General features: G+C 52.8%; 9 protein-coding genes and 1 pseudogene. 8 read left to right on the top strand and 2 right to left on the bottom strand.

The genetic code is table 11. The features are described from left to right. Window positions 1-303 precede the first annotated feature (303 nt). The 3 genes from BCF11_RS21120 to BCF11_RS21130 all read left to right on the top strand — a co-directional run bounded on the left by BCF11_RS21120 (window position 304) and on the right by BCF11_RS21130 (window position 3,711). Window positions 304-1,227, top strand: a complete 924-nt coding sequence (locus BCF11_RS21120; RefSeq protein WP_098496483.1) for a LysR family transcriptional regulator — start codon at window positions 304-306, stop codon at window positions 1,225-1,227. Between the two features lie 143 nt (window positions 1,228-1,370). Further along, window positions 1,371-2,096, top strand: a complete 726-nt coding sequence (locus tag BCF11_RS21125) for an alpha/beta fold hydrolase (protein WP_098496484.1) — start codon at window positions 1,371-1,373, stop codon at window positions 2,094-2,096. Window positions 2,097-2,373: 277 nt separating this feature from the next. Continuing rightward, window positions 2,374-3,711 (top strand): winged helix-turn-helix domain-containing protein, encoded by a 1,338-nt coding sequence (locus BCF11_RS21130; protein ID WP_098496485.1) that lies wholly within the window; start codon window positions 2,374-2,376, stop codon window positions 3,709-3,711. A 31-nt stretch (window positions 3,712-3,742) separates the two neighbouring features. Here the strand turns inward: BCF11_RS21130 and BCF11_RS21135 are convergent, their stop codons facing one another. After that, entirely contained in the window at window positions 3,743-4,069 is a 327-nt protein-coding gene (locus tag BCF11_RS21135) for a transposase (RefSeq protein WP_098496486.1), read from the bottom strand. A gap of 164 nt (window positions 4,070-4,233) precedes the next feature. Next, window positions 4,234-4,518, bottom strand: a complete 285-nt coding sequence (locus tag BCF11_RS21140; RefSeq protein ID WP_098496487.1) for a hypothetical protein — start codon at window positions 4,516-4,518, stop codon at window positions 4,234-4,236. Between the two features lie 332 nt (window positions 4,519-4,850). On the opposite strand from BCF11_RS21140, the gene BCF11_RS21145 reads away from it, so the two are divergent. The 5 genes and pseudogenes from BCF11_RS21145 (at window position 4,851) to BCF11_RS21160 (ending at window position 16,146) form a co-directional block, all read left to right on the top strand. Beyond that, window positions 4,851-5,291, top strand: coding sequence for a transposase (locus tag BCF11_RS21145; RefSeq protein ID WP_098496488.1), 441 nt, complete (start codon window positions 4,851-4,853; stop codon window positions 5,289-5,291). A gap of 29 nt (window positions 5,292-5,320) precedes the next feature. Continuing rightward, the gene (locus tag BCF11_RS21150) at window positions 5,321-5,539 is read left to right on the top strand and encodes a hypothetical protein (protein WP_098496489.1); all 219 of its coding nucleotides are present in this window, start codon (window positions 5,321-5,323) and stop codon (window positions 5,537-5,539) included. A 594-nt stretch (window positions 5,540-6,133) separates the two neighbouring features. Further along, window positions 6,134-7,480, top strand: coding sequence for a winged helix-turn-helix domain-containing protein (locus BCF11_RS21155; protein ID WP_098496490.1), 1,347 nt, complete (start codon window positions 6,134-6,136; stop codon window positions 7,478-7,480). Between the two features lie 488 nt (window positions 7,481-7,968). Then, a pseudogene (locus BCF11_RS28705) lies at window positions 7,969-8,073 on the top strand (ESPR domain-containing protein); the annotation flags it as partial. A gap of 93 nt (window positions 8,074-8,166) precedes the next feature. Further along, window positions 8,167-16,146 carry a YadA-like family protein gene (locus tag BCF11_RS21160; RefSeq protein WP_369827866.1) on the top strand — a complete coding sequence of 2,660 codons (7,980 nt, stop codon included), beginning with the start codon at window positions 8,167-8,169 and terminating at the stop codon, window positions 16,144-16,146. Window positions 16,147-16,399: the final 253 nt, after the last annotated feature.

Here is a 16,399-nt window from a genome sequence, read left to right on the forward strand (position 1 = left end):
CGATTTTTTTGAAAATGATGCGCATTTTTAGGTGGCGACAAAATGAAGTCAAATTTTTTCAATGGAACGAAAAATCAAGATGCTTCCATAACGATTAGCGACGCCGCATAGTCGAGGGCTTTTCTGTAATCTAGCAGGCTTGGATGCGTGAGATCATGCAAGGTCACTAATCTGCTTTTGAAAGCCAATAGATTGAACTCGGGATCTCCCGTTCTTTTAGAATCAGATAGCGGCAACCTCATTGATTGCATGAGTAAAAATTGTTGTGGTAAACCCGGTTATGAACGAAGAGGCCAGCAAAGCATGAAACCACTAGATCTGACGCATTTCGATCTCAACCTTTTGGTTGTACTTGAGGCGCTTTGGGCCGAAAGACACGTCGGCCGCGCCGCCGAAAGATTGCATTTGTCCCAGTCCGCAACCAGCCATGCTTTATCGCGGCTGCGTGCGGCCTTTGATGACCAGCTTTTCATTCGTAACCCCCGCGGGATCGAACCGACGCCGCTGACCGTCGAGTTAATGCCGCGAGTGACGGCGGTGCTCGAGTCGGTCAGGCTCGTCGCCAGTCCACGTGGCCCGTTCGATCCAGGCCGTTTGCAAGCGATGATTTCAATAGCAGCCACTGATCACGCCATATTGACCGTCATCGCCCCCGTTCTGGCTAAGATCCAAGCTGCGGCGCCGGGTGTCGTGCTGAGGTTCAGGCCAGCCGATCTCGAATCCGCTCTGCGCATGTTAGACAGCGGCGATCTCGACATTGTGCTAGGGTCGGGCTCTTTTGCCCAGATCCCGCAGCGTTTTGATTGCCAGCTTATCCATAAGGAGCGTTTCGTCGGCATCGCGCGCAAGGGGCACCCGGCTTTGGTCAAGCGAGGCAAGAAGCTGCACATGGAACTGGATGACTTCGCTCGGTTGCCTCACATTCTGGTATCGCCGCGCGGCGATACGCGGGGCGCTGTCGACGATGCGCTGGAGGCCCTCGGTCGTACCCGCAAGGTGAACGCCACCTGTCCCAGTTTTCTGGCTGTTCCGTTCATGGTCGGCGCTTCGCTATCGATAGCAGTTATCGCCGAGCGGGTCGCACTGCGGATGCAGGAGACTGCGCAGCTGAGCCTTTTTGAGCAGCCTTTGGCGCTACCAACCTGGGAGGTGCTCGTTGTTCGAGCCCGAGGGCGCGTCAACGAACCCGCCGTTCAGTGGATTACGAACATGATGATCGCCGACTGACAGCGGCGGGGGCCTGCCGCGGTGGGAGCGACCAAGAGGATATGAATCTTGTGCATCGACATGCTGCGTAAATGCCATTGGATCGAATGCTTCTGGCCTCCTAGAATTCGGTTGTCGTTTATTTAACCATCTAGGAGTACCCCATGAAAACAGAACCCACCTTGGTGATGATCCCTTGCTTCTCAGGAGCTCCGTGGCAGCTTGACCAGTTGACCTACTTACAGAATCGCTCCATGCGCACCATTCGTTTGCCCGACGACGTGTGCGAACTGGAGACCTTGGCCGACTTCATCGCTGACCAGGTGAAGGACCTCGAGCGCTATGTGTTGGTTGGCGATTCGTATGGCGCGGTCTCCTCGATCGCGTTTGCGACGCGGCAGCCGGCGGGCCTGAAGGGCCTGGTGCTCTCTGGCGGTTTTGCCAAGAACCCGATTACCTCGCCGTTGCTCAAGCCGCTGGCAGCACTTGTATCGTTCTTCCCCGGGTCCTTTTACCGACAAGCGACCCTTCGGTTCCACGCAGCGCAGTTGGCTTCGTCGTTTGACAAGGAGGGCGAGATACCTTGGTCAACCGCAAAGAGTCGCGCTCTCTTCATCAGCGAGACGCCGCATAAGGCCTACGTCAACCGCATACGCTCGATCGAGAAGGCGGACTATACGGCCCTGCTGAAGAAGATCGATGTCCCCACGCTGATCCTGACTCCCGAAGAAGATAAGCTGATCGGCGAAGAAGCCGCGGGGATCCTCCGGAAAGGCATAAAGGCTTCGCAGGAAGTAATCATGCCACGCACCGGTCACATGTTCAGGTTCTCGCATCCTGGCGCCTACTCTTTCGAGATCAGGAAGTTTCTGGAGCGGGCATCGCTGTAAGGACTCTGCAAATAGAGGCGCCGTCAAGATTCGCGCCGGATATCTTTGGCGTCACATAGGCGCATTGTGAAGCCGAAATAGCTCGGATTCCCAAGCGACATCCGCGACCTCTATCGCCCTGGTCGGTAACGAACCGAGGGAATCCGGCTCGCCAGCTATAGTGCAAATTTCGCGAGGAAACGTAATAATCAGTATTGAATAGCCGCTAGAATGGAAATGATGCACATTTGTTTGTCGATGATTGCAAAAATCGCATGATTTTTTTTGGGTCAGTCAAATGCATAATTCATCAGGCACACTTGCCGATGTAGATCCTGTGTCAGCCGGGTTCGATATAGACCGGGATGGTTTTGTTTCTTACAAAGACTCACTTCTGTTTTTACCCCCCAAAGAACGCGGCGCCTTCCGTCTGTTGCTGAATGCCTGGCCGAAAGTCGTTTCAAAAGAAGATTTTTCAAAAAATGTCTGGGCCGGGCGCATGTCGGACGAAAGTTTGGCCCGCTGTATTACGCAGCTGCGTCGAGCTCTCTCCAATCTTGGCATCGTGCAGATCGACTCCCTTTATGGTCAAGGTTATCGCCTGGCGATTTTGTCGGACAAAGTGCGGCGATTGTCCGCTGTGCCGGCGATGGCTCATTCCCCTCACAAATCCGATGTGGCAAAACCCCATGCTGCGCTAATTGAAGCCTGCATCCACGCCCGGCAATTATTTGAACGCCGTTCGCAAGATGCCTTTTCCCAGGCTGAATCAATACTCAAGAATGTCGTCTCCAAGGCTCCCGACTATATGGTGGCTAAACTGTTGCTCGCACAATACGTCGCCGAACGGGGTTTTTTCGATGCGAATATACAGCGGTCACAAATTGACGATGCTCTTGGCCAATTAAGAATCGTCGAAGATACCGAGCCATATCTGCAAGGTTTGCAATCACTGAGAGGGCATCTTCTTGATTGCAAGTGGCATTTCGATGAGGCCAGGGTTGCGCACGAACAGGCCTTGCAAATGTCTCCCGACGATGACGCCGCCTATTATCGCTATGGTTATCATCTGATCTACACTAATGCCGGATCCGAGGCTGTCAACGCTTTCCGTTTCGCGGCTCAACTCAATCCGTTCTCAGCGAACATCGCCACCATGCTGGTACGCGCCTGCGCTTGTGCAAACATGGATCCGGCCGAAGTACTGGCGCAAGCACGAAGCGCATATTCAGCGCATCCGGACAGTCCCTGGACTTATGTGATCCTGCTCTATACCTTAGCCTGGGTGGACCCGCAACCGGAACTCGCCCACGCCGCACGTCATTTCGTGCAAAAGAACCGCTATGCGCACGCCCTCACGTCCAGGGGCGTAGCTTACATACTTGCGCGTTGCGGTGATCATGCAGGAGCGCTGGAGATCATTGAAGAGCATAGCAGCATTCATGGGATACATCTGGCGGCTTTGGTCGCCATGGGAATGCTTGACGAGGCGATGATAAAAGTGAAGGCTGCTGCTGAAACCGGATTTGGCGTCTTGCCATTTTTACTCAATATTCCAGAATCTTCTGCATTGAAACAACATCCGGATTACGCCCAGGTGCACGCCAAGGTATTTGCCCGCATGCCTAAGGGATGAATGATATCGACGGGAGAAATATTCTATTGCTTCATTGCCTGTTTTGATCGAAGCGCTCGCAGAACAGAACGATTTTATCCAATAGAAATTGCAGTTCTCGATCTTCAATCTGACTGTGTGCCAAAGCGTGCCAGATTTTACGCTGATGCCAGTCGAGCAAGCGGAGGTAATGGGCAGGCCATTTGCCAAACCTGGGCGGCAGATTGCGCCATGATTCATGGTTTAACACTATCCACAATACTGCTTCAATGAATAGGCGATTGTCTTTTCGAAAATGATGCGCACTTTTAGGGCGCGATAGAATGAAGTCTATTTTTTTCCAATGATCGTCAGCTAGTTTTTCGCCGTATATCAACATCTACTGTCCAGTAATAATTTAAGCCTGGCTAACCCACTGTTGTCATCCGAGATCGTGTCGACAGCATGGCGGCGATGACGTGCGTCATGATCAGCCCCAGTGGAATTTTTCAATATGTGCTCACTATAACGAGCGATGCTCCGAATTTTCAGTGGAGCGGAAAATTAAGGCGCCTCTATAACGATCAGTGACGCCGCATAGTCGATGACTTTTTTGTAAGCCGGCAGGCTGGGATGCGTGAGATGACTCAAGGTCACTAAGCGATTTTTGAAAGCCAACAGATTGATTTCCGGATCCCCTGATTTTTTCAGAATCAGATAACGGCAAACTTCATTGATCGCGACATGCACCTGGCCGATAGCATTCATGCCGTAAAGCGTAAGCGCTGCCAGGTTTGAGATTTTATCGATGCATTCATCGAGCACTTTGTCGTTGGAGATAATTTTCATATGGTTTAGACGGCATGATGATTAAGGAAATCATCCTAGAGATCAAGCTGCCATCAGTCCATTGCTTTGTGCGATCTTTCACAATGCTTATCAATTCCAATCTTATTTGGTAACACTCAATGCTCGCCGGCAAGTATTCGGCGTGTCTTTTTGTTTTCGCGGGTGCTGCGCGCACTGTGTTGAAGACGAAGATTCATCAATGTTTACGTCTTCCTGATGATTTAGTTAATCATTGTTTTTGTATGTCACACGAAGAAAATAATCATTTATATTACATTCAGTGTCGGCCGCGTGACGGTCGGTTTATCTCTCTTATGTAATGGGTGCCAGTCATGTTTCTTCGAGATGATCAGTGGGGGAAATTGGAGCCGCTAATGCTTGGCAGAAAGGGTAATCCTGGAGTCAGCGGGCGTAATAATCGGCTGTTTATCGAAGCCGTGCTTTGGCATATTTCCGGCAAATGCTGCTGGAGCGAATTGCCATCTGAATTTGGCGGGTGGAATTCCGTCTACATGCGATTCAGGCGTTGGAACCAGAGCGGCTGCTGGCGCCAAATGCTTGAAGATCTGAGGGATGACACAGAGTTGTCTGGCGTAATCAGGCGCATTGCGGCATACGCTGACCAACAGACGCAAAGCGCAGCGAGAAGAAAAACCAGGAGAGCCGAGCGCGAGATTTATCGGGCATCGGTAACGCACATTGGAAAAGAAACAGCAGCGTCTAACGATAGTGAGGCAGACAGTCATTGGCTGTCGCTGGTGGATGCCGTTTGACTAATGCCGATTTAAAATCCTGAACGAAAATGAAGAGATTTGCACATATCGTTAATGCGGAAAAATTGGAAGAGAAGTTGACGGCTGATTTTCAGGGCACTCAAGCGGATGACAACGCCAGCATTCATATGCATGCAGAAAGAGAGAAATGTGAAATTGTCGCGAGAAAAAAAGTCGAGGCGCGTCGAATGCTTGAAGATGCTTTGGAAGAAATCAGGCAGCGCCAGGCCGAGTGGAGCGCCAGGTAGAAGCAGACGTGGCCGACGAGTCTTGCTTAGCTTTTGCGATTGCTTATGCGATCATGACGGCAATTAAATAATGCGCTCAGATTGCTCAGATCTTGGCATTAGAAGAACCACTGGACTTCCTTCTTGGCGATGCTTTCACTGGCGTGATGTGTGAGTATGTGTCGCTGCTGAACACGCTATCCATCTGGCGCCATGCGTGTCTTTTATCGGGATTGCTAACCGAATCCTTACGAAATTATCGTTGATGCCGTAGGCTGATAAGAGCGTGGGAGATGATATGTGTCGAGCAGAAGGAGTAGGGCGGCAACGACCAATAATTACGTCTTCATGATGATTTTGTAAGCTAGTGTTTATTGTCGCTACAAAGGCGCAAAGTGCATATAGCATTAGCAAAGATCTCGATAGCGTTTGGGATGAAACGATAGCTTCCCAGGTCAAATCTGTCTGAGAACAGGACTGAAGGTAAAGCGATTTTCAATATTCTTGAAAAGAATAAGTCCTATGTCGCCGACTGTGAGGTCGGGCTTGGGTTGAAAATATTGAGCAGTGAGAGATAAAAGCAATAGTTGTTTTCGAATATTACAAGAAAAGAAAATGCAGCCCTGGCATCGGAACATTTCGGGCATTGCTCCCGCATCTATTGGGCTTATGGTCGATCAATATGGATTTGTGGCTTATAAAAATTCAGTACTCGATTTGCCGCCCAAGGAGAGGGGGGCATTAAGTCTTTTGCTCCAGGCATGGCCGAAGTCGGTTTCAAAAAAAGACTTTGCCCTGCATGTATGGAATGGGCGGATGTCAAACGAAAGTCTCGCGCGTTGCATGGCGCAGCTACGGCGAGTACTCTCGCATATTGGCATGATAAAAATTGATTCATTGTACGGGCTCGGATATCGCCTGAGCATCCAGCCAGGTGATGTTGATGCATCGACTCAGTTTCCAGCCGATCGTGGCCAGCAATCCGGTACGGTCAAGGTGCACCCTTCAGTAGCGGCAGCGTGTTTCTACGCGCAGCAAGTTCTCCAAAATCATTCGCCAACGGCTTATGATAGAGCGGAATCGATCATCAACCATGTGATCTCTCAAGCCCCCGATTACATCCCGGCGCAACTGGTGCTGGCCCAATGCAAGGCTAACCGGGCGATCAGTGGAACGCCTGGCAGTCCGCAAGCGATTGACGAAGCGCTGAAAATACTGGCCTCTATTGAGCGCGCCGAGCCAGGCGCATCGGGTTTGCATTCACAAAAGGCTTATCTTCTCGATGGCAAGTGGCGGTTTAATGAAGCTCGGCTGATGCATGAGCAAGCCTTGCTTCTGGCGCCGGAAAGTCCTGCCACGCATTTCAATCATGGCTTGCATCTGCTCGCGACTGGCGCAGCTGCCGATGCCGTCACGGCGTTCCGCTCCGCCATCGAATTGAATCCTTTCTCGCCCGAACAATCGATCATGCATGCGCGGGCCCTGGCCGCTGCCGGCGCAAGCGCCAGCGATATAGTCGGGCACGCACGCGAGGCATATCGCATCCATCCAGACAGTCAGCAAGTCTATCTGTATTTGCTGGGCATGCTGGCGTTTGCGGATCCCCAGCCGGAACTGGCGCACGCCGCGCGGCACATAACTTTAAGCCGCTCTTCCTGGATCTACGCCGCGGGAACAATCTCATACGTGCTTGCGCAATGCGGCGACAGGGAAGGCGCATTGGAACTCATTGCTGCGCAGGCAACGGCCAGCGTCAACATTCGCGTAACGCATCTGGCGGCCTTGATTGCGCTTGACCTGGTTGACGACGCGGTGCTTCGAGTGAAAGAGGCTGCGCATGTCGGATATGGAAATTTGCCGATTTTGTTGAGCTTCGTTGAAAATGCGGCGCTTAAGCAGCGTTCGGAATACTCGGCCATTCTTGCGCACATATTTTCGAGCCAATCACCATCCAATACGTGATCCGTGGATTACTGTGATTGTCGGGACTAGGCGAAACGTGCTACGCGCGCCCATTTTTGCCGATGAGAAGAATATTTTGCTAATGATAGTTAGGTGTTTTATAGCTTGACTCCGGCTGTCTTCTCGTATCGCTGAGTACATCCCCAATAATTCCCTTTGCGCTATGCATCTGAATTCGCTTTGACAAAAGTGCATTTGCCTTTTGCATTGCATTTTCAATGTCATGGCTTTTTCAGCAGGCCATTTTCTATTTTATCTAGTGCAAAAACAACAAATGCTTACGCCTTCCTGATGGTTTCGTTAAGCATTGTTTTGTGAGGTCGCAACTTAGAAAAATCCACCTACATTATCAATTATTGAATGTATTGCTCGCGGATTTAGTGGTTCATGAAGCGATTATCTCGATTTCAACAAGTCAGATAGAGGAGCTTGTGTCGAGCAGATTTCATATATCTGAGTTGAATTGACGATTTTTGGGAGAGATAAAAATGAACAGAATCTATCGGATTATTTGGAGCAAAGTCACGGGTGACTATTGTGTAGTTGGTGAGTTGGCAAAGAGTAACGGTGCGGGAGCGACTACCGTTTCTGGGTCAGAGCTTTCCAAGTTACCCAATACAGCAGAATCAGGTTTTCTTGCAAGGTCGATCGTTAGAGGAGGGGCAGCTATCTTCCTTGTGGGAGGCATGGTGAATATTGCATGGGCGGGCGCCATTGGTAACTGCCTCGGTGGAGGCGGTTCAGGCGTTCCAAATGCATATGGCACTACTGGTCAAGTAGTCACTACTTCTGGTCAATACACCGTTGGCAACGTTAATGTTCCCATTTCTATTCCTGTTACTGGCACTACAGCTGCAGGCACTGCTACAGGTACCATCATCGGTACTAATCAGTGGACGACAAGCAGCTGGACAGGAGGCGAGGGAAATTGTGGGACATTAGCAACAAACACCGGTGTAATTCTTGCGGAAAGTCCTAACGCTAGTGGTGGTCTGACAGGCAGTAAAGCATATTTATGGGTCGGTTCAAATGCGAACAACGGTGTCGGAGTCATAACACTTTACGGTCCATCAGGTATAAATTTAAACGGTAATACAGTCGTAACAGGAACGCTTTCCACTAGCCTCCTTGCGACATTTGCTAGTGGAGCCAGCCTAGCGGGAAGTAAACTTACTAATGTCGCGGCAGGTGCCGCCCCGACTGACGGAGTAAATTTTAGCCAGTTAAGCTCGTTATCAACGTCGACATCGACTGGCTTGAGCACGACTAACAGCAACGTGACTTCGCTGTCCACAGGTCTGAGTACGACTAATAGCAGCGTGTCATCGCTGTCGACTTCGACTTCGACGGGTATCAGCACGAATGCTAGCAAAATCGGCTCGCTGTCGACCGGCTTGAGCTCCACCAACAGCAACGTGTCGTCGCTGTCGACTTCGACCTCGACGGGTATCAGTACAGCGCAGAGTGGCGTGAATTCGTTGTCAACTGGCCTGAGTACAACAAATAGCAATGTGGGTTCGTTGTCGACTGGGCTGAGCTCCACCAACAGCAACGTGACCTCTCTGTCGACTGGTCTGAGCACAACGAATAGCAATGTGGGTTCACTGTCGACGGGTTTGAGTACGACCAATAGCAATGTGACCTCGCTGTCGACCTCGACATCGACCGGTATCAGTACGGCACAAAGCGGCGTGAATTCGCTGTCCACTGGCCTCAGCACAACAAACAGCAATGTGACGTCGCTGTCGACTTCGACCTCGACGGGTATCAGCACAGCGCAGAGCGGCGTGAGTTCGCTGTCGACTGGCCTGAGTACAACGAATAGTAATGTGGGTTCGTTGTCGACCGGATTGAGCTCCACCAACAGCAACGTGACGTCGCTGTCGACTTCGACCTCGACCGGTATAAGCACAGCGCAGAGCGGCGTGAATTCGCTGTCTACTGGCCTGAGTACAACGAATAGCAATGTAGGTTCGTTGTCGACGGGCTTGAGCTCCACCAACAGCAACGTGACATCGCTGTCGACCTCGACTTCGACCGGCATCAGCACGAACGCCAGCAACATCGGTTCGCTGTCGACTGGCTTGAGCACGACCAACAGCAACGTGACTTCGCTGTCAACTTCAACTTCGACCGGTATTAGCACCAACGCCAGCAACATCGGTTCGCTGTCGACAGGGCTGAGCACGACCAACAGCAATGTGACATCGCTGTCGACTTCGACCTCGACAGGTATAAGCACAGCGCAGAGCGGTGTGAATTCGCTTTCCACTGGTCTGAGTACAACGAATAGCAATGTAGGTTCGTTGTCGACCGGCTTGAGCTCCACCAACAGCAACGTGACGTCGCTGTCGACTTCGACCTCGACCGGTATCAGTACGGCACAAAGTGGTGTGAACTCGCTGTCCACTGGTCTGAGTACAACGAATAGCAATGTGGGTTCGTTGTCGACTGGCTTGAGCTCGACCAACAGCAACGTGGCTTCGCTTTCGACCTCAACGTCGACTGGGATCAGTACGGCACAAAGCGGCGTGAATTCGCTGTCCACTGGCCTGAGCACAACGAATAGTAATGTGGGTTCGTTGTCGACTGGCTTGAGTTCCACCAATAGCAACGTGACGTCGCTGTCGACTTCGACTTCAACCGGAATCAGCACGAACGCCAGCAATATCGGTTCGTTGTCTACGGGGCTGAGCACAACCAACAGCAATGTGACGTCGTTGTCGACGTCGACCTCGACGGGTATCAGCACGGCACAAAGTGGTGTGAATTCGTTGTCCACTGGTCTGAGTACAACGAATAGCAATGTGGGTTCACTGTCGACGGGTTTGAGCTCCACCAACAGCAACGTGACGTCGCTGTCGACTTCGACCTCGACCGGTATCAGCACAGCGCAAAGCGGCGTGAATTCGTTGTCCACTGGTCTGAGCACAACGAATAGCAATGTGGGTTCGTTGTCGACTGGCTTGAGTTCAACTAACAGCAACGTGACATCACTGTCAACTTCGACTTCGACCGGCATCAGCACGAACGCCAGCAACATCGGTTCGTTGTCGACAGGGCTGAGCACGACCAACAGCAATGTGACTTCGCTGTCGACTTCGACCTCGACCGGTATCAGCACGGCACAAAGCGGTGTGAATTCGCTGTCCACTGGTCTGAGCACGACGAATAGCAATGTGGGTTCGCTGTCGACTGGTCTGAGTACAACGAATAGCAATGTGGGTTCATTGTCGACTGGCCTGAGCACGACTAACAGCAATGTGACCTCGTTGTCGACTTCGACTTCGACGGGTATCAGCACGAACGCCAGCAACATCGGTTCGTTGTCCACGGGTCTGAGCACGACGAATAGCAATGTGACTTCGCTGTCGACTTCGACCTCGACTGGCATCAGCACGGCGCAAAGCGGTGTGAATTCGCTGTCCACTGGTCTGAGTACAACGAATAGCAATGTGGGTTCGCTGTCGACAGGCTTGAGCACGACCAACAGCAACGTGACGTCGCTGTCGACCTCGACCTCGACTGGCATCAGTACGAACGCCAGCAACATCGGTTCGCTGTCGACTGGTCTGAGCACGACCAACAGCAACGTGACGTCGCTGTCGACTTCGACCTCGACCGGTATCAGTACGGCGCAAAGCGGTGTGAATTCGCTGTCCACTGGTCTGAGTACAACGAATAGCAATGTGGGTTCGTTGTCGACTGGCTTGAGTTCAACTAACAGCAACGTGACCTCGCTGTCGACTTCGACCTCAACCGGCATTAGCACCAACGCCAGCAACATCGGCTCTTTGTCAACTGGCCTGAGCACAACTAACAGCAATGTGACTTCGTTGTCGACCTCGACTTCGACCGGCATCAGTACCGCGCAAAGTGGTGTGAACTCACTGTCCACTGGCCTGAGTACAACGAATAGCAATGTGGGTTCGTTGTCGACCGGCTTGAGCTCCACCAGCAGCAACGTGACGTCGCTGTCGACTTCTACCTCGACTGGCATCAGTACGAACGCCAGCAACATCGGTTCGCTGTCGACAGGTCTGAGCACGACCAACAGCAATGTGACCTCGCTGTCGACTTCGACCTCGACAGGTATCAGCACAGCGCAGAGCGGTGTGAATTCGCTGTCCACTGGTCTGAGTACAACGAATAGCAATGTGGGCTCGTTGTCGACCGGCTTGAGCACAACCAACAGCAACGTGACTTCGCTGTCAACTTCAACTTCGACCGGTATTAGCACCAACGCCAGCAACATCGGTTCGCTGTCGACAGGGCTGAGCACGACCAATAGTAATGTGACGTCGCTGTCGACGTCGACATCCACGGGTATCAGCACGGCACAAAGTGGCGTGAATTCGCTGTCGACTGGCTTGAGCACGACCGACAGCAATGTGACGTCGTTGTCGACTTCGACCTCGACGGGTATCAGCACAGCGCAAAGCGGCGTGAATTCGCTGTCCACTGGCTTGAGTACAACGAATAGCAATGTGGGTTCCTTGTCGACTGGCCTGAGCGCGATCAATAGCAACGTGACTTCGCTGTCGACTTCGACCTCGACAGGTATCAGCACAGCACAAAGCGGCGTGAACTCGCTGTCCACTGGCTTGAGTACAACGAATAGCAATGTGGGCTCGCTCTCGACTGGCTTAAGCACCACCAACAGCAACGTGACTTCGCTGTCAACTTCGACCTCGACCGGCATCAGCACCAACGCCAGCAACATCGGTTCGCTGTCCACTGGCCTGAGTACGACCAACAGTAACGTGACCTCGCTGTCGACGTCTACTTCGACTGGCATTAGCACCAACGCCAGCAACATCGGTTCGCTGTCGACAGGGCTGAGCACGACGAACAGCAACGTGACATCGCTGTCGACCTCGACTTCGACTGGTATCAGCACCAATGCAAGCAACATTGGTTCGCTGTCGACTGGCCTGAGCACGACCAACAGCAATGTGACGTCGTTGTCGACTTCGACCTCGACCGGCATCAGCACCAACGCCAGCAACATCGGTTCGCTGTCGACTGGCCTGAGCACGACCAATAGTAATGTGACGTCACTGTCGACGTCGACCTCCACGGGTATCAGCACCAACGCCAGTAACATCGGTTCGCTGTCGACTGGCCTGAGTACGACCAACAGCAACGTGACATCGCTGTCGACGTCGACCTCGGCTGGTATCAGCACCAACGCCAGTAACATCGGTTCGCTGTCGACTGGCCTGAGCACGACCAACAGTAACGTGACCTCGCTGTCGACGTCTACTTCGACTGGCATTAGTACCAACGCCAGCAACATCGGTTCGCTGTCGACAGGGCTGAGCACGACGAACAGCAACGTGACATCGCTGTCGACCTCGACTTCGACTGGTATCAGCACCAATGCAAGTAACATTGGTTCGCTGTCGACAGGGTTGAGCACGACCAACAGCAATGTGACCTCGCTGTCGACTTCGACCTCGACAGGTATCAGCACAGCGCAGAGCGGTGTGAATTCGCTGTCCACTGGTCTGAGTACAACGAATAGCAATGTGGGTTCACTGTCGACGGGTTTGAGCTCCACCAACAGCAACGTGACGTCGCTGTCGACTTCGACCTCGACCGGTATCAGCACAGCGCAAAGCGGCGTGAATTCGTTGTCCACCGGTCTGAGCACAACGAATAGCAATGTGGGTTCGTTGTCGACTGGCTTGAGTTCAACTAACAGTAACGTGACTTCGCTGTCGACTTCGACTTCAACCGGCATCAGCACGAACGCCAGCAACATCGGTTCGCTGTCGACAGGGCTGAGCACGACCAATAGTAATGTGACCTCGCTGTCGACTTCAACATCGACGGGTATCAGCACGGCACAAAGTGGTGTGAATTCGTTGTCCACTGGTCTGAGTACAACGAATAGCAATGTAGGTTCGTTGTCGACGGGCTTGAGCTCCACCAATAGCAACGTGACGTCGCTGTCGACCTCGACCTCGACGGGTATCAGCACAAACGCCAGCAACATCGGTTCGTTGTCGACAGGGCTGAGCACAACGAATAGCAATGTGGGTTCGTTGTCGACTGGCTTGAGTTCAACTAATAGCAATGTGACGTCGCTATCGACCTCGACCTCAACCGGTATCAGCACCAACGCCAGCAACATCGGTTCGCTGTCGACCGGGCTGAGCACGACCAACAGCAACGTGACCTCGCTGTCGACCTCGACATCGACTGGCATCAGCACGAACGCCAGCAACATCGGCTCGCTGTCGACAGGGCTAAGTACCACCAATAGTAATGTGACTTCGCTGTCGACTTCGACTTCGACCGGCATCAGCACGAACGCCAGCAACATCGGTTCGCTGTCGACTGGCCTGAGCACGACTAACAGCAATGTGACTTCGTTGTCGACCTCGACCTCGACCGGCATCAGTACCGCGCAAAGTGGTGTGAGCTCACTGTCCACTGGCCTGAGTACAACGAATAGCAATGTGGGTTCGTTGTCGACCGGCTTGAGCTCCACCAACAGCAACGTGACGTCGCTGTCGACTTCTACCTCGACTGGCATCAGCACGAACGCCAGCAACATCGGTTCGTTGTCGACAGGGCTGAGCACGACCAATAGTAATGTGACCTCGCTGTCGACTTCAACATCGACGGGTATCAGCACGGCACAAAGTGGTGTGAATTCGTTGTCCACTGGTCTGAGTACAACGAATAGCAATGTAGGTTCGTTGTCGACGGGCTTGAACTCCACCAATAGCAACGTGACGTCGCTGTCGACCTCGACCTCGACGGGTATCAGCACAAACGCCAGCAACATCGGTTCGTTGTCGACTGGTCTGAGCACGACCAACAGCAATGTGACATCGCTGTCGACTTCGACCTCAACCGGCATCAGCACCAACGCCAGCAACATCGGTTCGTTGTCGACCGGCTTGAGCACAACCAACAGCAACGTGACCTCACTGTCGACCTCGACTTCGACCGGTATCAGCACGAACGCCAGCAATATTGGTTCGTTGTCGACTGGCTTGAGCACGACCAACAGCAACGTGACCTCGCTGTCGACCTCGACCTCGACCGGTATCAGTACGACACAAAGCGGCGTCAACTCACTGTCGACTGGCCTGAGTACAACGAATAGCAATGTGGGTTCGCTATCGACTGGCTTGAGCACGACCAACAGCAACGTGACGTCGCTGTCGACCTCGACTTCGACCGGCATCAGCACCAACACCAGCAACATCAGCTCGTTGTCAACAGGACTGAGCACGACCAACAACAATGTGTCGTCGCTGTCGACAGGGGTTGCCAACTCGGTTCAATATGACAATCCAGGTCACACCAGCGTTACTTTGGGAGGTCTTGGCGCGACAACGCCAGTGACTTTTACCAATGTGGCTGCTGGTGTGAAGCCAACCGATGCTGTCAATTTCAGTCAGTTATCGTCTTTGTCTACTTCAACGTCGGCTGGCATCAATTCGCTGTCAACCGGCTTGAGCTCGACGAACAGCAACGTGACATCGCTGTCGACCTCAACGTCGACCGGGATCAGTACGGCGCAAAGCGGGGTAAACTCACTGTCAACGGGGTTGAGTACAACCAACAGCAATGTGTCGGCGTTATCGACATCGACTTCGACGGGCTTGAGCACAGCCACAAGCGGCATCAATTCGCTGTCAACCGGCCTGAGCACCACGAACAGTAGCGTATCGTCGCTGTCGACCTCAACTTCAAGCGGCTTGAGCGTGGCGACGAGCGGTATCAATTCCTTGTCAACCGGTGTTGCGTCAATATCAACCGGGCTGGGGCAATTGACCACGCTCTCAACAAGCCTGGTCGGTGTCGGTTCATTGTCGACATCGTTGAAACCGCTGGCGGACGCGTCTACTGCCGCTGCCGCGAATGGTTCGACGATTGGCGCCACTACGATCGGCGGCGTCAACAGCGACGGCACGGTACAGACGCGTGGCACTAACGGCACGGTAATCAACAATGTGACGCCGGCAACGTGCAGCACGGTGAAGGGTGTCGATGCGACCGGTTCCGGTTTGTGCGCGCAGGCCACCAAAGATGGCGCAACGGCATTCGGTTCCAACGCACAGGCAACCGATGCCAATACCACTGCTGTGGGCTTCCGTGCCTTGGCTTCGCAGGCCGGATCGGTGGCGATCGGTAATAACGCCCAGGCGACTGGCGATCCTACTGTCGCGATTGGTCAGAATTCGCTGGCCTCGGGGAATAACTCGGTCGCCACGGGTGCAGGGGCGCAAGCCACCGGGAACAATTCGGTGGCCTTGGGCGCCGGTTCGATAGCGGATCAAGCCAATACCGTATCTGTGGGATCTCCTGGCAGTGAGCGTCGTATCACCAACGTGGCGGCAGGTGTCAATCCAACCGATGCCGTGAATGTCTCACAGTTGTCGGCTGTACAAAGCCAGGTTGGAGACGTGCAGCGCATAGCCTTTAGCGGAGTGGCGATGGCAGGGGCTCTGGCAGGTCTTCCACAGGTTGATAGCGGCAAGACGTTCGCATTAGGTGCGGGAATCGGTAGTTATGCTGGTTACACGGCACTGTCTATCGGCGCCAGCGCCCGCGTCAGTCAGAACGCCGTTATCAAATTCGGTGTTAGCACGACATCCGGTACGCGCACGTTGATCAATGCTGGAGTTGGCTTTTCCTGGTAGCCATAAGCAGGTAAATCGCTTGACGCAAAGTTGCTTCTTTCTGGTCCCCGGAAGGAGTTGATGAAGTGATGAGCGTACTCATTCTCGAATGAGACATATATCCGTGTTTGCGTGTGGTTCGAATGAGCGTCCTTGGGCGCTCATTCGTTTTAAGAAAACATGAAAATTTCTGCTCTAGTTAATAATGCCAATCAGTCTAATTAGTTTGCAGGTTACTTACATTTTTGCTTCGTATTTGTCATTTCCTTCAATT

Source organism: Collimonas sp. PA-H2 (assembly GCF_002564105.1).
GTDB lineage: Bacteria > Pseudomonadota > Gammaproteobacteria > Burkholderiales > Burkholderiaceae_D > Collimonas.

Excerpts from the sequence above, each read along its gene's own strand:
- BCF11_RS21125 (WP_098496484.1), top strand. The coding sequence starts at position 1,371 with ATGAAAACAGAACCCACCTTGGTGATGATCCCTTGCTTCTCAGGAGCT.
- BCF11_RS21120 (WP_098496483.1), top strand. The coding sequence starts at position 304 with ATGAAACCACTAGATCTGACGCATTTCGATCTCAACCTTTTGGTTGTA.
- BCF11_RS21135 (WP_098496486.1), bottom strand. The coding sequence starts at position 4,069 with ATGTTGATATACGGCGAAAAACTAGCTGACGATCATTGGAAAAAAATA.
- BCF11_RS21155 (WP_098496490.1), top strand. The coding sequence starts at position 6,134 with ATGCAGCCCTGGCATCGGAACATTTCGGGCATTGCTCCCGCATCTATT.
- BCF11_RS21145 (WP_098496488.1), top strand. The coding sequence starts at position 4,851 with ATGTTTCTTCGAGATGATCAGTGGGGGAAATTGGAGCCGCTAATGCTT.
- BCF11_RS21160 (WP_369827866.1), top strand. The coding sequence starts at position 8,167 with ATGGTGAATATTGCATGGGCGGGCGCCATTGGTAACTGCCTCGGTGGA.
- BCF11_RS21140 (WP_098496487.1), bottom strand. The coding sequence starts at position 4,518 with ATGAAAATTATCTCCAACGACAAAGTGCTCGATGAATGCATCGATAAA.
- BCF11_RS21150 (WP_098496489.1), top strand. The coding sequence starts at position 5,321 with ATGAAGAGATTTGCACATATCGTTAATGCGGAAAAATTGGAAGAGAAG.
- BCF11_RS21130 (WP_098496485.1), top strand. The coding sequence starts at position 2,374 with ATGCATAATTCATCAGGCACACTTGCCGATGTAGATCCTGTGTCAGCC.